This is a genomic window from Bacillus sp. AMCV2, from assembly GCF_056033925.1.
On sequence record NZ_JBVYIB010000002.1, the window covers coordinates 1,898,121 to 1,921,684 of the forward strand.

Sequence of the window (23,564 nt, forward strand, 5' to 3'; positions counted from 1 at the left end):
AACTTACAAGATGAAATAAAATGCATTTGTATTTGAATGATCATGTTTTGAATTTATTTTTAAGGGGGAAATTACATGGCTCAATCTCATTCCAGTTCAATCAACTATTTTGGAAGCGCAAACAAAGTGGTTTACGAAGGGAAAGATTCGACTAATCCTTTAGCATTTAAATATTATAATCCTCAAGAAGTAATCGGCGGAAAAACGATGAAAGAGCATTTGCGATTTTCTATTGCCTATTGGCATACATTTACTGCTGATGGTACAGACGTTTTTGGAGCAGCTACGATGCAAAGACCATGGGATCACTATAAAGGCATGGATCTAGCGAAGATGAGAGTAGAAGCAGCATTTGAGATGTTTGAAAAACTAGATGCACCATTCTTTGCTTTTCATGACCGGGATATTGCACCAGAAGGCAGTACGCTAAAAGAGACAAACCAAAATTTAGATATGATCGTGGGCATGATTAAAGATTACATGAGAAATAGCGGCGTTAAGCTATTATGGAATACCGCAAACATGTTTACGAATCCCCGTTTCGTCCATGGTGCCGCGACTTCTTGCAATGCAGATGTGTTTGCGTATGCTGCAGCACAAGTGAAAAAAGGGTTAGAAACAGCAAAAGAGCTTGGCGCTGAGAACTATGTATTTTGGGGCGGCCGTGAAGGATATGAAACATTGTTAAATACCGATTTGAAATTTGAGCTTGATAATTTGGCTAGATTTATGCATATGGCAGTGGATTATGCGAAGGAAATCGGGTACACAGGGCAGTTTTTGATTGAGCCAAAACCAAAAGAGCCGACCACCCATCAATACGATACAGATGCAGCAACAACCATTGCCTTTTTGAAGCAATATGGCTTAGACAATCATTTTAAATTAAATCTTGAAGCCAATCATGCCACATTAGCTGGGCATACATTCGAACATGAATTGCGCATGGCAAGAGTACATGGTCTGCTTGGCTCTGTTGACGCAAACCAGGGTCATCCTCTTTTAGGCTGGGACACGGATGAATTTCCGACGGATTTATATTCTACGACATTAGCAATGTACGAAATCCTGCAAAATGGCGGCCTAGTAAGCGGCGGATTAAACTTTGACGCGAAGGTCAGAAGATCTTCTTTTGAGCCTGATGATCTAATATATGCCCATATTGCAGGGATGGATGCATTTGCAAGAGGATTGAAAGTTGCCCACAAATTAATCGAAGATCGTGTGTTTGAAGATGTGATTCAACATCGTTACCGCAGCTTTACTGAAGGGATTGGTCTTGAAATTATAGAAGGAAGAGCTAATTTCCACACACTTGAGCAATATACGCTAAATCATAAATCAATTAAAAACGAATCTGGAAGACAGGAGAAATTAAAAGCGATATTGAACCAATACATTTTAGAAGTATAACAGGATAAGCTCCAGATCCTGCTATCAATACCAAGTCACTGAATTACCCGTCATGATTCCTTTCCTATTGCTTGTTGTTATGACGGGTAACTTCTATAATTAGGATTTATTTAGAGTGAATGGTTTTTTAAAAGGGCAAGGAGTGAAAAAATGAAGTATGTCATTGGAATAGATCTTGGAACGAGTGCTGTTAAAACCATTTTAGTTAACCAAAACGGCAAGGTTTGTGCAGAAACGTCCAAAAGGTATCCGCTCATCCAAGAGAGGGCGGGATATAGTGAGCAAAATCCTGAAGAATGGGTGCAGCAAACAATTGAAGCATTGGCTGAATTGGTTTCTATATCCAATGTTCAAGCCAAGGATATTGACGGGATAAGCTATTCGGGACAAATGCATGGATTAGTACTGCTTGACCAAGATCGTCAGGTGTTACGTAATGCAATTCTTTGGAATGATACCAGAACAACGCCTCAATGTATAAGGATGACCGAGAAATTTGGCGATCATCTTCTTGACATCACAAAAAACCGTGTTTTAGAAGGGTTTACATTACCTAAAATGTTATGGGTAAAGGAACATGAACCTGAACTTTTTAAAAAAACTGCTGTGTTTTTGCTTCCGAAAGACTATGTGCGATTCCGTATGACCGGTGCCATTCACACCGAATACTCCGATGCAGCAGGAACTTTACTTTTACATATTACCCGCAAGGAGTGGAGCAATGATATTTGCAATCAAATTGGTATTTCTGCAGATATTTGTCCTCCGCTTGTTGAATCTCATGATTGTGTAGGATCGCTGCTTCCGCACGTTGCCGCGAAGACCGGGCTATTAGAAAAAACAAAAGTGTACGCTGGGGGAGCAGATAATGCTTGCGGCGCTATTGGAGCAGGTATCCTTTCTTCCGGAAAAACTTTATGCAGTATTGGGACCTCAGGGGTCATCCTTTCCTACGAAGAAGAAAAAGAAAGAGACTTTAAAGGGAAAATCCACTTTTTTAATCATGGAAAAAAGGATTCTTTTTATACGATGGGCGTCACGCTCGCTGCAGGATACAGCTTGGACTGGTTTAAAAGAACGTTTGCACCAAACGAATCGTTTGAGCAATTATTGCAGGGAGTGGAAGCTATTCCGATAGGAGCTAATGGACTGCTATACACTCCTTATTTGGTTGGTGAAAGAACGCCGCATGCTGATTCTTCTATTCGGGGAAGCTTGATCGGAATGGATGGAGCCCACAATAGAAAGCACTTTTTGAGGGCAATAATGGAAGGTATTACATTCTCTTTACATGAATCAATTGAGTTATTCCGCGAAGCGGGAAAATCAGTTCATACTGTTGTTTCTATTGGTGGGGGAGCTAAAAATGATACGTGGCTGCAAATGCAAGCTGATATTTTCAATGCGAGGGTGATTAAGTTAGAAAATGAACAAGGGCCAGCTATGGGAGCTGCAATGCTGGCTGCCTTTGGAAGCGGTTGGTTTGAATCCCTTGAAGAATGTGCAGAGCAGTTCATTCGTGAGGCTGCTGCATTTTATCCAAAGGCGCAAAATGTTCAAAAATATAAAACACTATTTGATTTGTATAAGAACATTTACACTCACACAAAGGATCTCAATACAGCTTTGAAGAGCTTTCGAAAAAACTAATGATGTTATTGTCCGGAGATCAACCGAAAAACAATTAATGATCAATCATCATCAAAGGCCTTTGATGACATGGCTGCCTTCTTTTGAAAAGATGGTGAGAACAAGGTATCGCAACCTTTAAACAGTATTGGAGTGTCCAGCAGACAAAACGAACGAGCGGAATCGTATTCTGTCAGCGAACACTTCAAGAAGTGGGGAAGCTTAGGAATGCCAATGGGTAAGATGTATGAAACCGCGCTAACGACGGTAGAGGGATCTCTTGATTTATGATGAAATAGGAAGGATGTTTACACACAAATAACCCCCTCACATTGACGTGAAGGGGTGTTTTTTATTGTTACTATACAGCGGAAATTTTACAGGCTAGTTGCATGATTTTAGCTTGATAAGCAGAATGGAAACTAGACACGCCATCATCTCTTTCTCATTCTTTGGAAACTGCATTCTGCTAGGTTTGCTGCTTTTTTTAACAAACAGTGTTTTTCTATTTCACACAGCCATTAAATCCTCTGTTCGTCACATAACCGCTCTTACTCCAAATTGACAGTTTATCTGATTTTGCTTCTTGCTCATCTAGTCTGAATTGGTCTATGTATTTTGTGTTAGGCTCATATACATATGCTACTCTGGCCAATCCCTCTTTCAATAATGTCTCTTGAACAGATTTGCCGTCAACATAAACGTATGCTAACAGTCTTCCATACTTATCTCTGCGATCGCCTTTATCAAATTCCAGCTGTAGCTTACCGCTGTTGACCAATTCTTTATTTCGTTTCGACGCATCCTCACCGTATGGTTGAACACAAGAATTTGGTTTCTTCGTCTCAGGTGTATCAATGAGCAAGTAGCGAACTGTGTCTTTCTTTCCGTTGTAAATAACCTTAATCGTATCTCCATCTATTGCTCTGTCTAATGTAACATTGACCAATTTCTTCTGCTTTTTTGAATGAGGCGTGCCGGCCTTTTGTTCTGTCTGATTATATTCATTAGATTGAGTATCTTGAGAGACTTGCTCCGTCCCATTAGAATCTGAATGGTTTTTGGCTGCGTGATTTGATCCGCAAGCTGCCAAAGTAATACTTAAAACGATTGCGATCATACTGATCAAAATCTTCTTCATATTGATTCCCTCTTTATCATTTTCTCTTTTCGCGATTAAACATCATCATTATAACGATATGGACATTTTTTGTGAATGGAAAACTTCAAGGGAACTTATAACACTCAAATTGCCAATAGTTAACTTCACAACGAGATGATCAAAACATCACCATCACATAGCGGGAATAAATAATCCTGAAAATAATATTGACTGAAAATGCTTTTGGAATTATGATAATATGAGAAATGACAATGATGTGACAAAAACATTACTACAACATAACAACTAATAGCTTAGGTTTATTCTACTGTCTAAAAATGTAAACGGTTACAAATCCAGAGGCGAAAATCTAAGATAGAGATGACTTTAGTTTTGACTCAATATCCACACTGAAAGAGCTTATTAAGTATACTTAATAAAGGCAGGGGAAATGGATATGAATGAACATCGAAATCGAAGGTTGAAATTAATAATGATTTCAGCAACTTTTGGAGGGCTTCTCTTTGGATATGACACCGGAGTTATAAATGGAGCTTTACCTTTTATGGCAAGGCCAGATCAGCTTGATTTAACACCGGTTACAGAAGGGCTTGTTACGAGTATTCTTTTATTAGGTGCCGCATTTGGAGCGTTGTTATGCGGAAGATTGGCTGATCGATATGGCCGACGTAAAATGATCCTTAATCTTTCCTTTTTATTTTTCCTGGCATCACTGGGAACAGCGTTAGCACCTAATGTTTTCATCATGGCGGCCTTTCGTTTTTTACTGGGGCTGGCTGTTGGAGGAGCCTCGGCGATGGTGCCGGCCTTTTTAGCAGAAATGGCACCGCATGAAAAGAGAGGGCGTATGGTAACCCAAAATGAACTAATGATTGTTGGCGGGCAATTTTTAGCATATGTTTTTAATGCGATCCTCGGTGTAACAATGGCAAATACGGGACATGTTTGGAGATACATGCTAGTCATTTGTGCTGTTCCGGCTATCATGTTATTTGCCAGTATGCTTAAGGGACCAGAAAGCCCGCGATGGCTAATCTCCAAAGGCAAAAACAGTGAGGCGCTGCGTGTTCTTAAACAAATTCGAGAAGATAAACGTGCAGAAGCTGAATGTAGAGAAATTCAAGAAGCGGTAGAAAAAGATACAACACTAGAAAAGGCATCACTCAAGGACTTTTCTACACCATGGCTGCGCCGTCTTTTATGGATTGGAATCGGTGTTGCCATCGTGAATCAAATTACAGGTGTGAACTCGATTATGTATTATGGCACACAAATTCTTAAAGAATCTGGTTTTGGTACAAAAGCGGCTTTAATCGCTAATATTGGAAATGGGCTGATATCAGTTATTGCAGTTATATTTGGGATTTGGCTTGTCGGGAAAGTGAGACGGCGTCCAATATTATTGATTGGTTTGGCGGGGACGACTACAGCTCTCCTATTGATTGCGATTTTCTCAATTGTGCTTGATGGATCTATGGCACTTCCTTATGTAGTGCTTTCTTTGACCGTTTTATTTCTTGCCTTTATGCAAGGGTGTGTAGGACCTGTGACTTGGCTTGTCATAGCGGAAATATTCCCTCAAAGGTTAAGAGGACTTGGTTCTGGGATAAGTGTTTTTTTCCTTTGGATATTAAACTTTGTGATCGGTTTTGCTTTCCCGATCTTGCTTAGCTCTGTAGGTTTGTCTTTTACATTCTTTATATTTGTGGCTTTAGGTGTATTGGCAATCGGTTTTGTATACAAATTCATGCCGGAAACAAAGGGGCGTACACTTGAAGAATTAGAAGAGCATTTTCGTTCTCGACACGATCATAATACTCCTGAACAATCAATTATTGAGGTATAAATATGTTGAAAATCTCTCTTCTTATAGGAGGAATTTTTTTAGTTTCAGAAAAAACAAAATCCCTCTGGTAGAGGGATTTTGATTCAGCATTTTAAGATGTTCTACACGTATAATACTGGAGTTGATACTTTAAAAATCTCGCCATCTCTTATATAAAAACGAGGGATGCGGCGGCTTAATGTAGACACGACTTCATAGTTAATCGTATTGAGCATTTCAGCCACTTCATCAACGGAAATCTCGGCTCCTTTTTGCTTACCGTAAATCACGACTTCTTCTCCTTGTTTACCTTCACCGTTTTCTCCTAAACTGACCATGATCATATCCATTGTTACTCTTCCCGCCACTGGCACTCGTTTTCCGCGATGAAGAACAAACCCCCGATTGGAAAGGGCGCGAGAATAGCCGTCAGCATAGCCAATCGGGAGTGTAGCAATGACTTCATTAGGTTCTGCGACGTATGTAGCACCATAGCTAACGGTTCGGGGTTCTGTCCGCATGGTTTTCACATAAGCGATGCGTGCCTTTAAACTTAACGCAGGTTCAAGCTTAACGAGATTTAGTTGTTTAATATAGGCTGAAGGATATAAACCATATAAGCCGATACCTAAACGGATCATATCAGCGCTAAATTCCGGAAATGCGATAGCTGCAGCCGTGTTGCACATATGCACGGTGGGCAGCTCAATCCCCTGTTTTTTTAAAAAGCTGAGAAAACTGATGAATTTTTCGTGCTGCAGCTTTGTGAGTGTTGTGTCCGGTTCATCAGCTGTCGAAAAATGTGTGAAAATCCCTGTCCATCTGAGGAATTTACTTGCCTTTAAGGCTTTCACTACTTCTAAAAGTTCTTCCTTTGTGCGTACACCTAATCGTCCCATGCCGGTATCCACGTTAATATGAATGGCCAGCCGGTTAGCACTCGCTTCTTTTTCCAATATCTTGTTTGCTTCTTTTATCCAATCAACCTGAAATGCTGATAATGTTATATTCCAAGCTGCTGACTTCTTTACACAACTAAGGGATGTAAAACCAAGCACAAGGATAGGTGCTGTAATCCCAGCTTTTCGTAAAACGATTCCTTCTTCCACACTGGCAACAGCGAGCTCACTCGCCCCGTGTTCCAGTGCATGGCGTGCCACTTCTATAGACCCGTGACCATAACCGTTCGCTTTTACGACAGCCATTATTTTGCTCTTATGTGGAATATGACGGCGGATCGCTCGCAAATTCTTTTTAACGGCATCAAGATTGACTTCGATCCAAACTTCTCGGCAAAGCTTTATCATCAACGCTTCCTTCCTTCTTATGGATTATAAATACCACCTATTGCCGCAAGAGCAAATGTTAATTGTTGGATGATTCGATCTTATTTTATTCAACTTTATTTGAAATCATTCAACAGCAAATCCATGTGATACGAGAAGGTGCCTATCAATGTTCGAATAATAGCAAGTACGGGATACATGAGGCTTGTAAGTGGGGTGTTAATGGGTACGGCGACCGAGGATTACAAAAATGATTATTTGTTTTGGGACATTTTTTTCTAAGGGTAGATGATAACGAGAAATCTAATCAGGAAATACTTACCGTTGTTATGAACATTGGAAGAACCTTTTAAATGAGAAGGGCTGAGGAAATTCTGTAAAAGATAATCGGTTGAAAAGGCAGTCGATTCCTTGTTCCATAAACCTAACATTAGAGTATATAATTAAACTCGTATTCACAAAAATCGTTTAAGTAAGGGGTATACATGAATAGGGGAGTTAGTTTTCAAATACCGAATGAATATGGAAATTTTCTATGGAGAATACTGCAGCCGGTAGAAATAGCTAATTATAGGTGGCAAACGAGTGGGGAATCTTATTTTGTTGTAGAAGGAGAGCTCGATGATGAGGAGCTTTTTCATGACTACGCAATTGTTGAAGGGGCAGTTTTTGAGCAACAATTAAAAACGAATCAGTACTATACCATTTTCGTTGAACTGAAAGCATTTCCATATGGAAAAATGGTTAATCAAGTCAATTCATATGAAGAGTTTGCTGACAGTGATTGCGAACTTGTCCTTTTGATAGCAGATAATAGCTACGTTTCGATTTACTGTAAAAACAAAAAATTCATTGAAAAACTTTACTTCAATGCTTTACAGAATGATTTTGAAGACGTTCAATTTATAACTGATGAAAATGACACAAGAACAAGCCTTACTGTATGATAGTCAATAAAAATTAAAGGAGCTAGTACATGACAATGCAAATTAAAATCAAGTATCTAGATGAAACACAAACAAGAATCAGCAAAATTGAGCAGGGAGACTGGATTGATCTTCGGGCAGCTGAAGATGTAACAATCAAAAAAGATGAATTTAAGCTTGTCCCATTAGGTGTTGCAATGGAGCTGCCTGAAGGTTACGAAGCACATGTCGTCCCTCGTTCAAGTACATATAAGAACTTTGGCGTTATACAAACAAATTCAATGGGTGTTATCGATGAGTCATATAAGGGTGACAACGATTTCTGGTTCTTTCCTGCTTATGCATTGCGTGATACTGAAATTAAGAAGGGTGATCGTATTTGTCAGTTTAGAATCATGAAGAAAATGCCGGCGGTTGAATTGGTTGAAGTCGAGCATTTGGGAAACGAGGATAGAGGAGGACTCGGTTCAACAGGTACTAAGTAAACAAAATAAATCCTTGGCTGTCTTCATGCTGTGTGATTGATCAATGGAGGTTTCAGCCAAGGTACAAAGAAATACTTTTATCTAAATTTTTATAAGTAGGGGAAGGCAACTACAAACTAGTAATGCCACTAATAATAAGCCAAGTTAAATGACATGTGTTCATTAATAATTGAATTTACAGCAGCCATGAGACAAGTTCAAAATATAAGATGAAATGAGACATAAGACTTCACAAAAAAATCTGAGTATCGTCGATAAATATCATAAAAAAGCCCCCGGTATGTCGCCGGGGAATAAATAGACGTTTAAGAGATTTAGTGATGTTTTTTATATGATTCGACAAAATCATAATAATGATCATCGTCATCATGATACTTTTTTTCGTAATGATAATCGTGATCATCGTAATATTTTTTATCATGGTCATAATACTTTTTGTCGTAATCATAATGTTTTTTATCATGATCATAATACTTTTTGTCGCAATCATAATGCTTCTTATCATTGTCGTAATACTTTTTGTAATATGTTTTTTTCCAAGTGTAATACTCTTCTTTATATTTTTTATAATAACCCAATTAAATTCCTCCTTTATTTTATTCGAATTTAGTTTATGAAGTTTAAATGATATGGTATGGTCAAATGAAATAAGAATAGTAAAAAGAGGCTGTTTAAAACACTTTCTGAAAAACAAAACGGATAGCTGTTTATGAAAATAAGAGCGAGAGAGAGCACTCAATCACTGTAAAATAAAAGTAAAGTATATAGAGAAGATTAATATACGTAAAAAGGGACTTTCTCATTGAAGAATATTTGAACGTTATGGTTAAGATTCAAGAGATCTATGATGTGATTTTTCACACTGCTTTTGGAAGGATTTAAAGTTAGACATCAAAAACAAGCAGCAAAACCGGTTAGAAATGGATCATATAAGGTATGAACCGCTGCCAAATATCATAAAAAAGTTGTTAATGATCAAATGAATGAAATTAGAGAGAATTTATTTTAAAGAAAGCCCAATTGCACATGGACAACTGACAATTGATATTGAGGTAAAATACAATGCATTAAATCAGAAAAAGCTATTGGAGGATTTAATGTGTTTAGACAATTTCCAATTTGGTATACACAAACACCTAACTATTTGAATTTTTATATGCCGCAATATCAAACCATTTCTTATAATCCTCAACAATGTTATCAACGGTGTATGTACCAAACTGGCGGTAACTATGAGCTATGTGACAGACTATGTTATGGGGAAATACAGGTGTAAAAGAGGGGGGGGATTAACTCCTCTTTAAACACACAGTGAGTGGAATAAGATCCTCACTTTATCTGCGAGTGCTTAGTATTTGCGATAATATTGCATTCGTAATAAATTATGCTTAGCAACTGAAAATGAAAGAAGGATATGAATAGTTATGACGCAATTCGATAAACAATACAATTCAATTATAAAGGATATTATCAATAATGGAATCTCAGACGAAGAGTTTGATGTGAGAACCAAGTGGGACTCAGATGGAACACCGGCACATACTCTAAGTGTAATCAGTAAGCAAATGAGATTCGACAACTCAGAGGTTCCGATTTTAACGACAAAAAAGGTTGCCTGGAAAACAGCCATTAAAGAGTTGCTCTGGATTTGGCAGCTGAAATCTAATGATGTTAATGATTTAAACAAGATGGGCGTACATATTTGGGATCAGTGGAAACAAGAAGACGGCACCATCGGACATGCATATGGATTTCAGCTGGGGAAGAAAAACAGAAGTCTAAATGGAGAAAAAGTGGATCAGGTTGATTATCTTCTTCATCAATTGAAGAACAACCCGTCTTCACGCAGACACATTACAATGCTGTGGAATCCTGATGATTTAGACGCAATGGCCTTAACGCCATGTGTATACGAAACTCAATGGTATGTGAAGCAAGGTAAGCTCCACCTTGAGGTAAGAGCACGGAGCAATGACATGGCGTTGGGGAATCCATTCAATGTATTCCAGTACAATGTGTTGCAGCGCATGATTGCTCAAGTGACTGGTTATGAGCTTGGTGAATATATCTTTAACATTGGGGATTGCCATGTTTACACACGTCATATAGACAATTTGAAAATTCAAATGGAAAGAGAACAGTTTGAAGCACCTGAACTATGGATCAATCCTGAAGTCAAAGATTTTTATGACTTTACCATTGATGATTTCAAGTTAATCAACTATAAACATGGGGACAAGCTTTTATTTGAGGTAGCGGTTTAATGCTGCCTTTTTATTGTGCAGTGAATTAATGGTAGGGGCGGAAGGGGATAATATGTTATTTTTCAGAATATAAGCTGGCATTAGGCTAAATATGAAGAAATTTCTTCTTCATATTTCTATAAACAAATAGTAAACAAAATTGGAGCCCAACGCGAAACAAAAGGATTGTTAGAAGCGTTGGGTTCTCTTAGTACAAGTGAACAACGGATGCGTGGTCTGAAAAATTAAACGAACGATATGAAAAGGCCATTGGTTTTATAAGGTGTTAATTCCTCCTATTAATATCATAAGGCTCAAGAAAATTGTAATGAAAAGAAAAGCCCATACTATAGCTGTAAAAGGATTGTTGAGCCCCATCCTTTCCTTCCAATTTATATTAGTGGATCGATTGGTTTTGTATTTTGCTAACTGGATACATAAGATCACATTAAAAAAAACTGAAATAACAAGAGCTATAACTAAATAAAGGTTCATGTTCATCAACCTTTCTAGATTATTTTTAAAACACTTGAATAGCTTAATTGTAAACCTAATATTAACATATACATATTTCACCTTAAAAGACCAACATCGTGCAATGAATTCAATTACTTTGTGCAGTTCTAGGTTATTTGTTTTTGTTATGAAACTTTTTGGTCCCTGACTAAAATTCAACTTAAAAATGAAAAGATTGAAATTATCCATAACTATAATTAAAGGAAAAGTTTCATATTTTTTAGCACGGGATTGTGTTTCTGCGATGGATTGCCTTAAGATTTGCCAGGGATGAACAAGCACTATGTTAAATAATACTATACCAATGAATTTCTATTAAAAAATTCATAATATTTTAAAATAACCATTTAAATATATTTCTAGAAATTGTATACTTATATGGTACTAAATGAATACATAGAAAGGACTGTTGTCGATGAAAAAAGTTTTTTGTAAGTTAGCCATTAGTTCTATAGCTCTATTTACCCTGTCTCTTCCTAATGGCAATGTATTAGCTGCTGAAAAAGGGGAAGAAAAACCTGTCTCAATTAAAGGCGTTGAGTCACAAGTGCATACTGTATTTGCAAACGAGACAACTGGAGTAACAAGCAACTTAGGAGGAGGGGAGTTTACTGCGCAATTTGTGAATGATTTTCGTAATGTTAAGATGAATGTAAAAACATATAAAAGCTGGTCTAGCTTTAAAAGAGTTTCTGATAATATAGCAACGGGGAGTAAAGGTGGATCTATTACTGCAAACAAAACAGTTACTTTTACAACAACTGTCAGCGGATCTATAAGTGGTTTAGGAATATCGACTGCAGGCTCTGTAGCAAGCTCTAAAGGATACACTCTAAATGTTGGAGCGAATAAAAGAGTCTATATGGCATATAGAGTTAGGTATAATGTAGAAGAAGGATACAACTGTCGTAAGGATATAGTTACTGGTAAATGTGTATCAAAGAAAAAATATGTAGTTAAAAAACCTATGTATGGAGAATATGCACTGAAAAACTATTAATTTTATATAAAAAAGATTAGCTATAAAAGCTAATCTTTTTTATTAAGAAGAAAATATCCTAATTTTGAAACTAGATACAAAGTGAAAGCAATCATTAATGTTCTCGATATAACAATACCATGAATAGCCAAATCATATCCAGCAGGTATCAAAGCTTTTGTATTAAACATAAAATACATTGATACCAGAAGAGCAATAATAACTAAAATAATTCCAAAAAGACCTATTTTTCCGTATTTCATACAAATTCCACCCTATATTAAAATATGATAAATAACCAAAGGAGCTGAAGATTTCGATAATTCACTTTACAATCATCAAGCAATGACCAACATCGAACCTCTGTTAGTGTAATTGTCAACCTAAGCTTCAAGGTAGTTATTTTTGTAATTAAAAAAATAATTGAAAGCCCCATAAATAAGGGGCTTTTAATTTATGTAGTTCTATAGTAATTGAATTAATCATACCAAAGTTATTTCAAAATTTCAACTTTTGCTTATGATTAATTTTATCATCGAAACAAAAATGTCTTAATTCTAACGCTGTTTAAATAAAGTTACACATAAAAAGGGAAGTACTACTGTTCGTAAATCTATATAGGGAGTGGATTCCGACACGGTTTTTTATGGGGATGGAAAATTGATTATAAAACCGCCAGACAATGCTGGCGGCTTTTTGCTGCTTCGTTTATTTATTAACAGAGATCGTAACGTTATTTCCTGCAACTGAAACCTTTGCGAAATCCTGTGTATCTACCACAGGAGTGACGGCTTTATTGTCGATTGTGATGTTGTTAAAAGATGTCGAAAAGGTTGCTTTGATCGCATCACGCTGGCTTTCATACGAAACAGCCGCGGTAGCAAGGGTTTTCCATTTTGAAATCGTGCCGATGTTGGTTCCTTGAATTTCTGTGGTAATCCGTCCGGTATAGCCGTCATTGTTCGTTCCCCAAAGGGTCATGCGCGTATTGCCGCTTAAATTTTTATAGATTGTCATTTGGACTGTGCTTCCAGGTCGGAAGCCTTTATTGTATGTGAATTTGTCTTTTCCTTCGATGTACGTTTCTTCATTTTTGGACCCAACCTTCATGAGGGGCTTCCAGACGTTGTATTGTTTGCTGTACTGAAGCCCGATATCGGCTTCAGTTCCGCTTGATGCCCTAAAGCCTGAATAAATATAGGGAGTAGAGACCGAGTCGTTATTTTTGACAGTTTCAGGAAGCGTGATTTTAGCTGTAAAAACGGCGCCCGTACTGTTCAGGTAGGCACGGCCGCCGATTCCGTTAGGCAGCTGGGATGCTGCTTTTGCGACTTGAGCGTCTGCCGCTGGTAAGCCTGGTATACCTGATGAAAGGGTTCCGAAAAGAACTGCTGTTCCTACTGCACCTGCAATCAATACTTTTTTCATCAAAATTCCCCCTTTTGATAGTGGTTTCGCCATTTATTATACCTTATTTTGGAACTGGATTGATGTATATAAATCGACAAAATATTTCATTTTGAGTGAAGTAAGGGACGAACCGCTTCGCCAATCTTAAAGCTATATACCTTTATTAGAGGAAAGAACGAGATCACAATCGTTTTAACCGATTTGAAATTTTCCTCAAAATAAAAGTACAAATGCTTAAAGAAACGATCATTAAAAGAATGCCCGCTATCGTTTCCCAGCCTGTAAAAAAGAGGTGACGTTTCATCAATGTCTGTCCTTGTAAAATGACAAAAGCACAGATTCCGACTAAGAAAAGAAAACAAATACTTAGGATTGCTAACGCTTTACGTGAGTATGTTTTCATTTCATCTTTAAAATACAGCAATACGAAAACAAAGCAGATAACATTGGCTATTGTTCTTATCACCTCAAAGCTTTTCATGACAACTGATATAAATAGACAAAGTAAAATGAGATAAAATACGATGTTTCTATACAAAAAACCTCTCCTTTTATGTATGATCCTCAAAGAGTTTATAAAAGTTTCTTTGTAACTGCAATAAACTGAATGCGCTCACTTACGAACTAACTAAACTATGTACTAAATATTCATTATTCTTTTTTAGATTCAGTCACCAAGGTTTTCATAGAAAGGGAAGCTTCAGAAATATACATATAGTGCACAAACAAAAAAAGACCCGGCAATAGCCGGGGGAAAGTAAAAACGAGGAGATGTTAATCGTTTAGTAGTGTTTTTTATGCTTTTTATACTCTACAACATAATCATAGTCTTTTTTATCGTGATCATAATATTTTTTATCATAGTCATCATATTTTTTGTCGTAATCACAGTCATAATATTTTTTATCATGGTGGTCATAGTATTTTTTATCATATTCGTAATACTTCTTATAATACGTTTTTTTGACCGTATAATACTCTTCTTTGTATTTTTTGTAATAACCCATATATACTCCTCCTTTATTTTTACTACGCTTTATTATACGGCGAGTAGATTTTGCGGCTTGGACAGTTAAAATCATAGAAGGAAAAAAGGGCTGTCCAAATGATAAAAAAAAAGACAGATGACACAAAAACAAATCAAAATAAAGAGCCGATTTTTCATCGGCCCAAACGATTTATCCTATATTTGTTTGTCTTCTTTGTTTTCTGAGTCACTTTTTCTGATATCCTGAGTCAGTCCGCTTGTTGCTTGTTTAAATTCTGATAAGGCTTTTCCTGCTGCACGGCCAAGCGCCGGCAGTTTATCAGGTCCAAATACTAAAAAACCTACAAACAAAATAACGAGTATTTTTGTGAAGCTTAATTCCATATCCTTTTCCCCCTGATTGAAGTACAACCTTTTAAACAAATTATAAGAGATAGCAGTACAAATGGGAATGCATTTATTTTGAACATTTAAAACCTACACAAAGGCGAATTCATAAAACGGCTGCTGCTGAATATAATGTCCAATGCCACCTGCCTAAGAAGCAGGGAGGCAGGCTGGATCAATTATGTACCTCTGCCGGAAATGATACAAACGTATCTGCGGCTATCATTGAAATAGAGGAGTGGTGTAGCTATGAGATTCACTAAGGTAGTTGGATTTTTGTCTGTTTTAGGGTTGGCTGCGGTTTTTCCATTAACGGCACAAGCAGAAAAAGCCGGAACTGCGGGGGCTGGAGAGTGGGATAAGTTGGGGACTTACACATATACTTACTCAAGTCCGACGGTATACTCAACCGGAGGAGATTTTAGAGTGTGCCTTTCAGGAAGCACTCCTTTTTCTGTCTCACTGCACTTATATGAAGATGATCCCGGTGACAATCCTGATGATTATGTAGGGGCAAACTATTTTTCACCTGGAGAATGCCACACCTTTGGCAGTATTGGGAAATTTGTTGATGGGAGCAATAACAAAGCCGAGTTTTTTGTTACCGATTACTCTGGTAAATCTAAAACTGTTACGTTTTATGATTGATGGACTCAAATTGTGAAGTATAACCCTTGGAAAAAACAAAAAAGAGAGATACCTCTCTCCAGGCTGTCGAGAAAATCTCGACAGCCTTTATTTTTTCTTAAAATATCCATTCTTCTGTAATAAAATAAAAGAAAGACTTCAAAAGGACGGTGTCTTTCCCATGTTCCACACAAGAAATTCTTCTCAAAACGCAGCCGAATTTGTTCTTCTCGACCAACTTGTCGAAGAGGATCATCTGCTTGGGAAAAATCGATAAATACATAGACTTCTCTTTTATCATTGAAAAGGTTAAACCTTACTACAGTGAAAACAAAGGCCGCCCCTCACTTGATCCGCTGATTTTATTCAAAATGATGTTTATCGGATACCTCTATGGTATCCGTTCAGAAAGACAGCTTGAAAAAGAAATTTACTACAATATGGCGTACAGATGGTTTCTCGGATTGAACATAAACGATCCAGTTCCGCACCACTCCACCATCAGCTGGAACAGACGCACACGTTTTAAAGATACAACCATCTTCCAAGATATTTTTGATGAGATCGTTCTTCAGGCCATCAATCATGACATGGTGGGCGGACGTGTCCTATTCACCGATTCCACTCACCTTAAAGCCAATGCCAACAAGCATAAATACACAAGAAAAACGATTGAACAGGATACACAAAACTATATCAAAGATTTAAATGACGCCATCCAAGAAGATCGAGAGGAACACGGAAAAAAGCCACTAATAGTCAAAGAGGAGGTGAAAGCTGAAAAAGAGATCCGCCACAGTACAACTGATCCCGAAAGTGGATATCTGTATCGCGAAAACAAACCAGAAGGTTTTTTCTATTTAGATCACCGCACAACGGATATGAAATACAACATTATCACCGATGCCCATGTCACACCGGGAAATGTCCATGATTCTGTGCCTTATCTTGACCGATTAGATCACCAAATCGCACGATTTGGTTTTCAAGTAGAAGCTGTCGCCCTTGATTCCGGATATTTAACAGCTCCTATCTGTAAAGGATTATCTGACCGTCATATTTTTGGCGTCATTGCCCACAGACGATATCACCCTACTAGAGGCTTGTTTCCAAAATGGAAATTTCATTACGACATTGAAAAAGACAGGTACATTTGCCCGAACCAGCAAACACTCACATACTCAACAACTGACCGAAAAGGATACAGGTCATATAAATCAAATCCTGAAACATGTTCCTCATGCCCTTTTCTTGAAAACTGCACAAAATCAAAAAAACATCAGAAAGTCATCACCCGGCATGTATGGGAAGACCACAAAGAAAAGATCAGGCAAAATCGCTTGTCTGTTTCAGGAAAAAACCTCTACAAAAAAAGAAAAGAAAAAATAGAGCGAAGCTTTGCAGATTCAAAACAACTGCACGGGCTTCGCTATTGCAGGTTGAGGGGAAAACGGAATGTGAGCGAACAAGTTCTCCTCACAGCCGCATGGCAGAACATGAAGAAGATTGCCACATACCTAGCCAAGCAGAGCTAGGTATGTGGGAGCTCTTTTTCTGTTTTTGAAATCAGCTGAATACCTAAAGAAACAGCACACAACAAAAAAGCTTGTAGAAAAAACATCGTTTTCTCTACAAGCTGAAGAGAGATACCTCTCTCTTTTTTATATAGCCTTACGAAGCCGTTCATTTACAATGCCAGTCCAGCCGCCATCCATCTTACCGCGAACGACGGAGCTTTTCTCGTTTGCTTTGCCGATCACTTCATTCGGCTCTTTCCAGCCGCTGTGAATAAGGGTAAACCCTGTCTTTTCCCCAAAGTCTTCTAATTGAAAGGTAACGACCCATCCTTCTGTATCCCATTCAAAAGAAAGTTCAGTTGGAGCTTGAACAGCCAAAACTTTACAAGGGGACGGCCCAAACGGCGATTGTAAGTGAAATTCTTGTCCTTCTTTGAGCTGAAAGTCATTAGGCATAAACCACTTGGCAATGCCTTCTGAAGTAGAGACTGTCTCCCAGACTTTCTGAATGGGAGCCTCCAGGGTAATGTTTTTTGTAATATCCGGTAGTGCGTTTTCGTTGTTTTGAGCCATTTCGTTTACCTCTTGACATATGATGTTTTTTTCAATTCAATCATATAATAACTAATAAGATCATGTCCACAGCGTGCATTATTTATGCTAGAGCTGCTGTTGAACAGCGTGTCAGTCGCCAGTCTGATCTGTGAATGGGAGAATTCTGCATGCACGAGAAAGAGAGAGATGTGTATGTTGTCATTTCTTTCATGCTTGTTTGCTCAGCCGCAACTGTTATGTTTGAACTGGAATTCCTGTTCAGCCAATTTATTTTGTGATTTTTGTTTTAATAGTAAATGAGCCATTTTCTAAAACAGGAGGTTTTTTATGCTTGGAAAAATCAAAGCAGCCATTGATAACAGTCCAGGGAAGCCGGCCAGAATTATAGTTAGTGAAAAAGCGTTTCAGCAATTAGAGGAAGAAATGCGCTTTGTTTATGTTTCCAAACCGAAAACGATAATGGGGATTCCTGTGAAAGTTTCAGATCAGGCAGAAAGCTTCAAGCTGGAATTTTAGTTTATCCCAGACTGCTAAAAGGCTCATTTTGTGTTAATTATGCGAAATGGTCAGGTTGATTTCTTTAAAAGCATGATGAAATGTTCATCATGCTTTTTTTATTGAGAAAAAAAGACGAACATAAAAAATAGGTATACGGGAAAAATAATCCTATTAGAGAGAGGGGAACTGACAGATGGATAACATGATATCAACACTTACTGACTGGAATGTGTGGTTTCAAGCGTTAGTTGTATTTCTCGTTCCATATGTAATCTATAAAGTGTTTACTTGGATTCATGTATAAGAAGGTGCAATGATGAGGTGGCGGAGCAATCAGTACAAAACACAGAAGCAGCATAAATCAGATTATTCAACAGCTGAAAAGCAGGATCAGGATGTGTTAACTGGTAACATCGGATACGATTTAGAACATGTAAAAAGAAAAATAGGACATAACGGGGACGTTCACTTCCGTGAGCTTGAAATCACTCATTTACATGTGAAAGCGGCATTGATCTTTGTTGAAGGACTGTCTGATCAGGATTTGATTAATAAAGGACTATCAGTGTTAGCCATGAATCAACCTAATCAGGTAAGCGATGAAATTTCTCAATCCGGCAAAGGTATTTTAACTTCGAAACAGATAAAAAATCAAATCGTATCAATCGGTGATGTCATAGAATCAGAGAAAATCAGTGATATCGTGTTGAATGTTTTCATGGGTTCGACAGCGCTTCTCATCGATGGAATACCGCAGGCCTTTCTTCTGGGAACTGTAAAAAAACAAAATCGAAGTATCGAGGAGCCGCTTTCAGAAGCGCTTGTCAGAGGGCCGCGCACAGGCTTTACAGAAGAGTTGAGTACGAATACAGCTCTTTTGAGACAGCAAGGAAAAAATGATCAATTAACATTGCAGAGATTTGAAGTAGGAACACGATTAAAAAAGGATTTAATCATCGCTTATATGAATGACATTGCAGATCCAAAAGTAGTCGAGGAAGTAAGAAAAAGAGTGAGAGGGATTGAGATCGATCATTTGCCGGAGTCAGGCTACGTTGAACAGTTAATTGAGGATAATTACTTGAGCCCGTTCCCGCAAGTACAGAGTACAGAACGTCCTGATCGCGTCATAAGCGGACTAATGGAAGGAAGAGTAGCCATTCTGCTTGACGGCACTCCGTTTGCTTTGATTGTTCCTGTCACTTTCAGCATGATGCTTCAATCGCCTGAAGATTATTATGAAAGGTGGTTCCCGAGCTCGCTCATCAGATTGCTGAGGTTCATAGCAGCAATGATAACGTTATTCGCACCCGCTTTATATATATCATTTATTTCTTTTCATCCGGGGTTAATTCCGACCAAGCTGGCGATTTCAATTTCCGGGACGCGCCAGGGTGTTCCGTTCCCATCCCTCATTGAAGCCTTATTTATGGAAGTCGCGATCGAAATTTTAAGAGAAGCGGGGCTTCGTCTGCCAAAACCAATTGGACCCGCAATTGGCATAGTTGGCGGATTAATCATCGGGGAAGCAGCTGTGCAGGCGGGGATTGTCAGTCCAATCATGGTCATTGTTGTTGCGCTCACAGCAATTTCTTCATTTGCCATCCCGCATTATAGCACAGGTATAGCACTTCGGATGCTTCGGTTTGGCGCGATGTTTTGTGCGGCGGTGTTTGGATTGTTTGGAGTCATTATGTATTATCTGCTGCTAAGCAGCCATGTCGTAAAGCTAAAGAGCTTTGGTGTGCCATACGCAAGTCCGGCAGTGCCCTATCACTTAAAAGATTGGAAAGACTTTGTTATCAGAATGCCTCTTTTAGTCATGAAGCGCCGGCCTAAAATGATGAATACAGATAATACAAAACGGGTGAAGTGATGAACTCGACAGGATGGTGATAAAGTCTCATGTTCAGCCCAACCAGTAAAATCACAACCGCTCAGGCAACGATTATCATCATTAATTATATGCTTGCTGCCGGAGTTCTTACGCTCCCTCGGACAGTAACAGAACAAACACAATCTCCTGATGGATGGATTTCAGTTTTATTAGGAGGGGTCCGTAGCGGTAATAGCCGGGATGATTATCGTTAAATTAAGCCAGCAGTATCCTCAGGAGACCTTTTATGAATACTCCCGACATATTGTAGGAAAATGGCTCGGGCATCTGATCAGTATTGTTTTTATTACTTATTTTCTGGCACTCGGTGCGTTTGAAGTCAGAGTCATGTCCGAAATCGTGGATTTTTTTCTCCTCGAAGGGACACCGTCTTGGGCCATCATTATGACAGTTCTTTGGATTGGGCTTTATTCAATTACACAAGGCCTAGATCCGATTGCACGGCTTTTTGAAATGATTTTTCCGATTACGGTCATCATCTTTTTAACGATAGCCCTCATGAGTTTAGGCATATTTGAGATCAACAATTTGCGCCCTGTATTAGGTGATGGAATCATGCCGGTTCTTAGAGGTGTAAAGACAACGAACCTTTCATTTACATGTTCAGAAATTATGTTCATTTTAGTAGCATTTATGAAAAAGCCGAAAAATGCGGTGAAAGCGGTTGTGATCGGGACAGGCGTTGTGACCAGTTTTTATATGATTACGATGATTATGGTCATCGGTGCACTATCAGTTGAGGGAGTTGTGACGAGAACATGGCCGGGGCTTGACCTGATGAGAAGTTTTGAAATACCTGGTTTAATATTTGAACGGTTTGAATCATTCCTGCTTGTGATTTGGATTATGCAGCTTTTTGCTACGTTTATTATCACTTTTTATGCAGCTTCCCTGGGAGTCTCACAAGTTTTTAAAAAGAAACCCCTTTCATGTATGTTTGGGCTGCTTCCTGTTATTTATATCCTCTCTTGCATGCCGAAAAATGAAAATGACGTCTTTATATTGGGCGATACGGTCAGTCATATCGCTTTGTATATATTTGGCGCTTTGCCGATTTTGCTGTTAGTCATTTCGAAATGGAGGAAAAGAGGTGAAAAGTAAACTAAAACGTCAATTGCCTGCTATGGTCATGGTATGTCTGCTGATGATTTGCGTAACAGGATGCTGGAGCAGCCGGGAAATAGAAGATCTGGGTCTCACATTCGCTATCGCAATTGATAAAGGAAAAGAAACGAACACTGAAAAAGAGTTAAAAGAAGAGGGCGGGAGCTATCCGAAAAAAGACAACATTACGCTGACCTATCAATTTGTTAATGAAAAAGCGGCAGGCGCGGGCACTGGCGGGGGAGGCGGTAGCGGACAAGGAGCGCAAAAAGCGTATATTAATATAAGTGAAACAGGGGATTCATTACAGCAGATCGGAAGTGAGGTTGCATTAAGACGGGACCGAGAAGTGTTTAGCCCGCATTTAAAAGTTGTTGTCATGAGTGAAGATGTGCTGCACACATTTCCTATCGACGAAATGCTGGATCAATTTTTTCGTGATAATGAAATCAGGCTGAGCTGTCTTGTTTTATCTGCTAAAGGGGAAGCAAGAGAAGCTCTCCAGCTGAAAGAGAACGGAGAAATTCCGGCATTTCGGCTGATTGGACTAGGTGAAAATGAACATAAGGTTTCCAGAATTCTTCCCCCTGTGACACTCGCGAAACTAATTAGAAAACTGCATTCTGGCAGCAGTTTTTTACTGCAAAATGTGGTCGCGGCGAATGGAGCGATCAAGTATTCCGGAGCAGCTGTAATCAACGGAAAGTCGAAAAAAATGATCGGCACCTTAAATGAATATGAAATTGAGGGGATTACATGGATTAGAGGGGAAGGAAAAGGCGGAGTTGTCAAAAGTCATGATAAAAAGAGCCAACAGACGTTAGCGTACGATATCAATAAAATCAAAAGCAAAATTCATCCAGTCGTAAAAGGGACGGATATTTCATTCCATGTCGATATTGAATCAGAAGGCGATTTGGTTGAAAACTGGAACACAAAAGAGGCATTGGACACCCAGTTTATAGATCGTCTCGAAACGACTATTGAAAACGAGGTAAAGAAAATAGTTGGTCATGTATTAAAAAAAATTCAGCATGATTATAAAGCAGATGTTGTGGGTTTTGATGAATCTTTAAGACTTACATATCCTCACTTATGGAAAAGGGTGAAAAATAACTGGGATGACACCTTCAGTAAAGCCGACATCACATACAGTGTGAACGTCACAATTACTCATTACGGCACGGTTAAAACTCAGTAATGAATCCCAAGGAAGAGAAGGAAACCTCTCTTCTCTTTTTTATGCATTTTTTAGGATAAAGATGCTTTTTTTGGAAAGATATACACTTTTCAAATCGACCAATATGCTAATATAGGAATTGCTTGAAATAGAATGGAGGAGGGGCTGTGAGGCAGAATCCGATTTATGTAGAAATCGAAATGAAATCTGATCTGGATACACTCTGGGAATATACACAAAACCCATCACTGCATAAGGAATGGGATCTCCGGTTTTCTAATATCACGTATTTGAATAGACAGCCATGCGAAAAACAGAAGTTTCTTTACGAAACAAAAATAGGCTTTGGATTAAAGGTGTCAGGTACTGGAGAAACCGTCGGTGTTTTCAACAAATGTTCATCTGAAAGGTCTTCTTCACTGGCTTTTGGCTCTGATCATCCATTATCTCTGATTCGGCATGGAAGCGGCTACTGGAAGTATATACAGAGAGAAAATGGGAAAATGACGTTTTTAACACAGTACCAATACAAAACAGCCTACGGACTGCCGGGAAGATGGATCGATCGTTTATTATTTCGACCGCTGCTTGGCTGGGCGACTGCCTGGAGCTTTGATGCATTAAGGCTTTGGGTAGAGCAAAATAAACATCCGAAGCGCTTCATTCGATCCGCTATCATCTATGTGTTCATGTGTCTGTTTTTCAGCCTGTTTTGGTTCTATCAAGGCTTTGCAGGTGTTGAAACAAGCATATTGGCAGGAACAGCGGAGATAGGCTTAGCTATTTTGTGGCTGATTCCTTTAAAAAGAAAATGGATCATTCATGGTGTCCAGGCTTGTATTTTTGCTGGGTTTGCTTGTCTAGGTTCCGAAATATTCATGTGGGTTCTATTGAGTGTGTTTTCCGCTGCAAGCGGCGCTCTTAGCCTGCAGCTCCCCAGTGCCAGGCGCACAAAACGAAAGAGAAAGAAGTGACA

General features: G+C 38.6%; 23 protein-coding genes and 3 pseudogenes. 17 read left to right on the top strand and 9 right to left on the bottom strand.

What is annotated here, in order from left to right; translation table 11 throughout:
- Positions 1–75: 75 nt before the first annotated feature.
- From xylA to AC0OMA_RS09710, 3 genes and pseudogenes are all read left to right on the top strand, one after another.
- Positions 76–1,413 (top strand): xylose isomerase, encoded by a 1,338-nt coding sequence (xylA, locus tag AC0OMA_RS09700; protein ID WP_474222078.1) that lies wholly within the window; start codon positions 76–78, stop codon positions 1,411–1,413.
- Between the two features lie 150 nt (positions 1,414–1,563).
- Positions 1,564–3,063, top strand: a complete 1,500-nt coding sequence (gene xylB / locus AC0OMA_RS09705; RefSeq protein WP_015383744.1) for a xylulokinase — start codon at positions 1,564–1,566, stop codon at positions 3,061–3,063.
- 104 nt (positions 3,064–3,167) lie between these two features.
- A pseudogene (locus AC0OMA_RS09710) lies at positions 3,168–3,333 on the top strand (glycoside hydrolase family 11 protein); the annotation flags it as partial.
- A gap of 214 nt (positions 3,334–3,547) precedes the next feature.
- On the opposite strand, the gene yncB reads toward AC0OMA_RS09710, so the two are convergent.
- A complete protein-coding gene (yncB, locus tag AC0OMA_RS09715; RefSeq protein ID WP_015383746.1) occupies positions 3,548–4,183 on the bottom strand; it encodes an endonuclease YncB in 636 nt (211 codons plus the stop codon).
- A gap of 412 nt (positions 4,184–4,595) precedes the next feature.
- Here yncB and AC0OMA_RS09720 point away from each other — a divergent pair, with 412 nt between their 5' ends.
- Positions 4,596–6,011 carry a sugar porter family MFS transporter gene (locus tag AC0OMA_RS09720; RefSeq protein WP_474222079.1) on the top strand — a complete coding sequence of 472 codons (1,416 nt, stop codon included), beginning with the start codon at positions 4,596–4,598 and terminating at the stop codon, positions 6,009–6,011.
- A 101-nt stretch (positions 6,012–6,112) separates the two neighbouring features.
- Here AC0OMA_RS09720 and alr read toward each other — a convergent pair whose 3' ends face one another.
- Positions 6,113–7,297, bottom strand: a complete 1,185-nt coding sequence (gene alr / locus AC0OMA_RS09725) for an alanine racemase (RefSeq protein WP_015483270.1) — start codon at positions 7,295–7,297, stop codon at positions 6,113–6,115.
- A gap of 464 nt (positions 7,298–7,761) precedes the next feature.
- Here alr and AC0OMA_RS09730 point away from each other — a divergent pair, with 464 nt between their 5' ends.
- Positions 7,762–8,223 carry a DUF2691 family protein gene (locus tag AC0OMA_RS09730; protein WP_015383749.1) on the top strand — a complete coding sequence of 154 codons (462 nt, stop codon included), beginning with the start codon at positions 7,762–7,764 and terminating at the stop codon, positions 8,221–8,223.
- A 29-nt stretch (positions 8,224–8,252) separates the two neighbouring features.
- On the top strand, positions 8,253–8,687 hold the full coding sequence (gene dutA / locus AC0OMA_RS09735; protein WP_003245820.1) for a dUTP diphosphatase DutA: 435 nt from the start codon (positions 8,253–8,255) through the stop codon (positions 8,685–8,687).
- A 314-nt stretch (positions 8,688–9,001) separates the two neighbouring features.
- Here the strand turns inward: dutA and cotU are convergent, their stop codons facing one another.
- Complete coding sequence (gene cotU / locus AC0OMA_RS09740; RefSeq protein ID WP_015483271.1) at positions 9,002–9,265, bottom strand: spore coat protein CotU; 264 nt, start codon at positions 9,263–9,265, stop codon at positions 9,002–9,004.
- 405 nt (positions 9,266–9,670) lie between these two features.
- Here cotU and AC0OMA_RS09745 point away from each other — a divergent pair, with 405 nt between their 5' ends.
- From AC0OMA_RS09745 to AC0OMA_RS09755, 3 genes are all read left to right on the top strand, one after another.
- Complete coding sequence (locus AC0OMA_RS09745) at positions 9,671–9,835, top strand: hypothetical protein (RefSeq protein WP_144052037.1); 165 nt, start codon at positions 9,671–9,673, stop codon at positions 9,833–9,835.
- Positions 9,836–10,111: 276 nt separating this feature from the next.
- Positions 10,112–10,951: a thymidylate synthase gene (locus tag AC0OMA_RS09750; protein WP_046340238.1), complete on the top strand. Its 840-nt coding sequence runs from the start codon at positions 10,112–10,114 to the stop codon at positions 10,949–10,951.
- 910 nt (positions 10,952–11,861) lie between these two features.
- On the top strand, positions 11,862–12,446 hold the full coding sequence (locus AC0OMA_RS09755) for a hypothetical protein (protein ID WP_047182666.1): 585 nt from the start codon (positions 11,862–11,864) through the stop codon (positions 12,444–12,446).
- Positions 12,447–12,475: 29 nt separating this feature from the next.
- Here AC0OMA_RS09755 and AC0OMA_RS09760 read toward each other — a convergent pair whose 3' ends face one another.
- From AC0OMA_RS09760 to tatAC, 5 genes are all read right to left on the bottom strand, one after another.
- The gene (locus AC0OMA_RS09760) at positions 12,476–12,688 is read right to left on the bottom strand and encodes a hypothetical protein (protein ID WP_038429026.1); all 213 of its coding nucleotides are present in this window, start codon (positions 12,686–12,688) and stop codon (positions 12,476–12,478) included.
- A gap of 445 nt (positions 12,689–13,133) precedes the next feature.
- Positions 13,134–13,856, bottom strand: a complete 723-nt coding sequence (locus AC0OMA_RS09765; protein ID WP_181219242.1) for a YrpD family protein — start codon at positions 13,854–13,856, stop codon at positions 13,134–13,136.
- Between the two features lie 160 nt (positions 13,857–14,016).
- Positions 14,017–14,373, bottom strand: coding sequence for a YoqO family protein (locus tag AC0OMA_RS09770; protein WP_047182668.1), 357 nt, complete (start codon positions 14,371–14,373; stop codon positions 14,017–14,019).
- A gap of 244 nt (positions 14,374–14,617) precedes the next feature.
- The gene (locus AC0OMA_RS09775; RefSeq protein ID WP_015483277.1) at positions 14,618–14,842 is read right to left on the bottom strand and encodes a hypothetical protein; all 225 of its coding nucleotides are present in this window, start codon (positions 14,840–14,842) and stop codon (positions 14,618–14,620) included.
- A gap of 176 nt (positions 14,843–15,018) precedes the next feature.
- Entirely contained in the window at positions 15,019–15,207 is a 189-nt protein-coding gene (gene tatAC, locus AC0OMA_RS09780; RefSeq protein ID WP_014476920.1) for a twin-arginine translocase TatAC, read from the bottom strand.
- A 71-nt stretch (positions 15,208–15,278) separates the two neighbouring features.
- Here tatAC and AC0OMA_RS09785 point away from each other — a divergent pair.
- From AC0OMA_RS09785 to AC0OMA_RS09795, 3 genes and pseudogenes are all read left to right on the top strand, one after another.
- Positions 15,279–15,444, top strand: a pseudogene (locus AC0OMA_RS09785) (hypothetical protein).
- Positions 15,445–15,459: 15 nt separating this feature from the next.
- The gene (locus AC0OMA_RS09790; protein ID WP_009967329.1) at positions 15,460–15,858 is read left to right on the top strand and encodes a hypothetical protein; all 399 of its coding nucleotides are present in this window, start codon (positions 15,460–15,462) and stop codon (positions 15,856–15,858) included.
- A 160-nt stretch (positions 15,859–16,018) separates the two neighbouring features.
- Positions 16,019–17,372 (top strand): IS1182 family transposase gene (locus AC0OMA_RS09795; RefSeq protein ID WP_474222080.1). Its coding sequence is split into 2 segments (ribosomal slippage): positions 16,019–16,096 and positions 16,098–17,372, totalling 1,353 coding nucleotides; the frame shifts between segments, so codons are not numbered across the junction.
- 126 nt (positions 17,373–17,498) lie between these two features.
- Here AC0OMA_RS09795 and AC0OMA_RS09800 read toward each other — a convergent pair.
- Positions 17,499–17,927: an SRPBCC family protein gene (locus tag AC0OMA_RS09800; protein WP_474222081.1), complete on the bottom strand. Its 429-nt coding sequence runs from the start codon at positions 17,925–17,927 to the stop codon at positions 17,499–17,501.
- Between the two features lie 309 nt (positions 17,928–18,236).
- Between AC0OMA_RS09800 and AC0OMA_RS09805 the strand changes: the two genes are divergently transcribed.
- The 5 genes and pseudogenes from AC0OMA_RS09805 (at position 18,237) to AC0OMA_RS09825 (ending at position 23,562) form a co-directional block, all read left to right on the top strand.
- Positions 18,237–18,425 (top strand): hypothetical protein, encoded by a 189-nt coding sequence (locus tag AC0OMA_RS09805; protein WP_063335404.1) that lies wholly within the window; start codon positions 18,237–18,239, stop codon positions 18,423–18,425.
- Positions 18,426–18,720: 295 nt separating this feature from the next.
- Entirely contained in the window at positions 18,721–20,283 is a 1,563-nt protein-coding gene (locus tag AC0OMA_RS09810; RefSeq protein WP_015383755.1) for a spore germination protein, read from the top strand.
- Positions 20,284–20,312: 29 nt separating this feature from the next.
- Positions 20,313–21,405, top strand: a pseudogene (locus tag AC0OMA_RS09815) (spore germination protein).
- A complete protein-coding gene (locus AC0OMA_RS09820) occupies positions 21,395–22,609 on the top strand; it encodes a Ger(x)C family spore germination protein (protein WP_474222083.1) in 1,215 nt (404 codons plus the stop codon). The pseudogene AC0OMA_RS09815 and the gene AC0OMA_RS09820 overlap by 11 nt, the downstream one beginning before the upstream one ends.
- Positions 22,610–22,755: 146 nt before the next feature.
- The gene (locus AC0OMA_RS09825) at positions 22,756–23,562 is read left to right on the top strand and encodes a hypothetical protein (RefSeq protein WP_474222084.1); all 807 of its coding nucleotides are present in this window, start codon (positions 22,756–22,758) and stop codon (positions 23,560–23,562) included.
- Positions 23,563–23,564 lie beyond the last annotated feature (2 nt).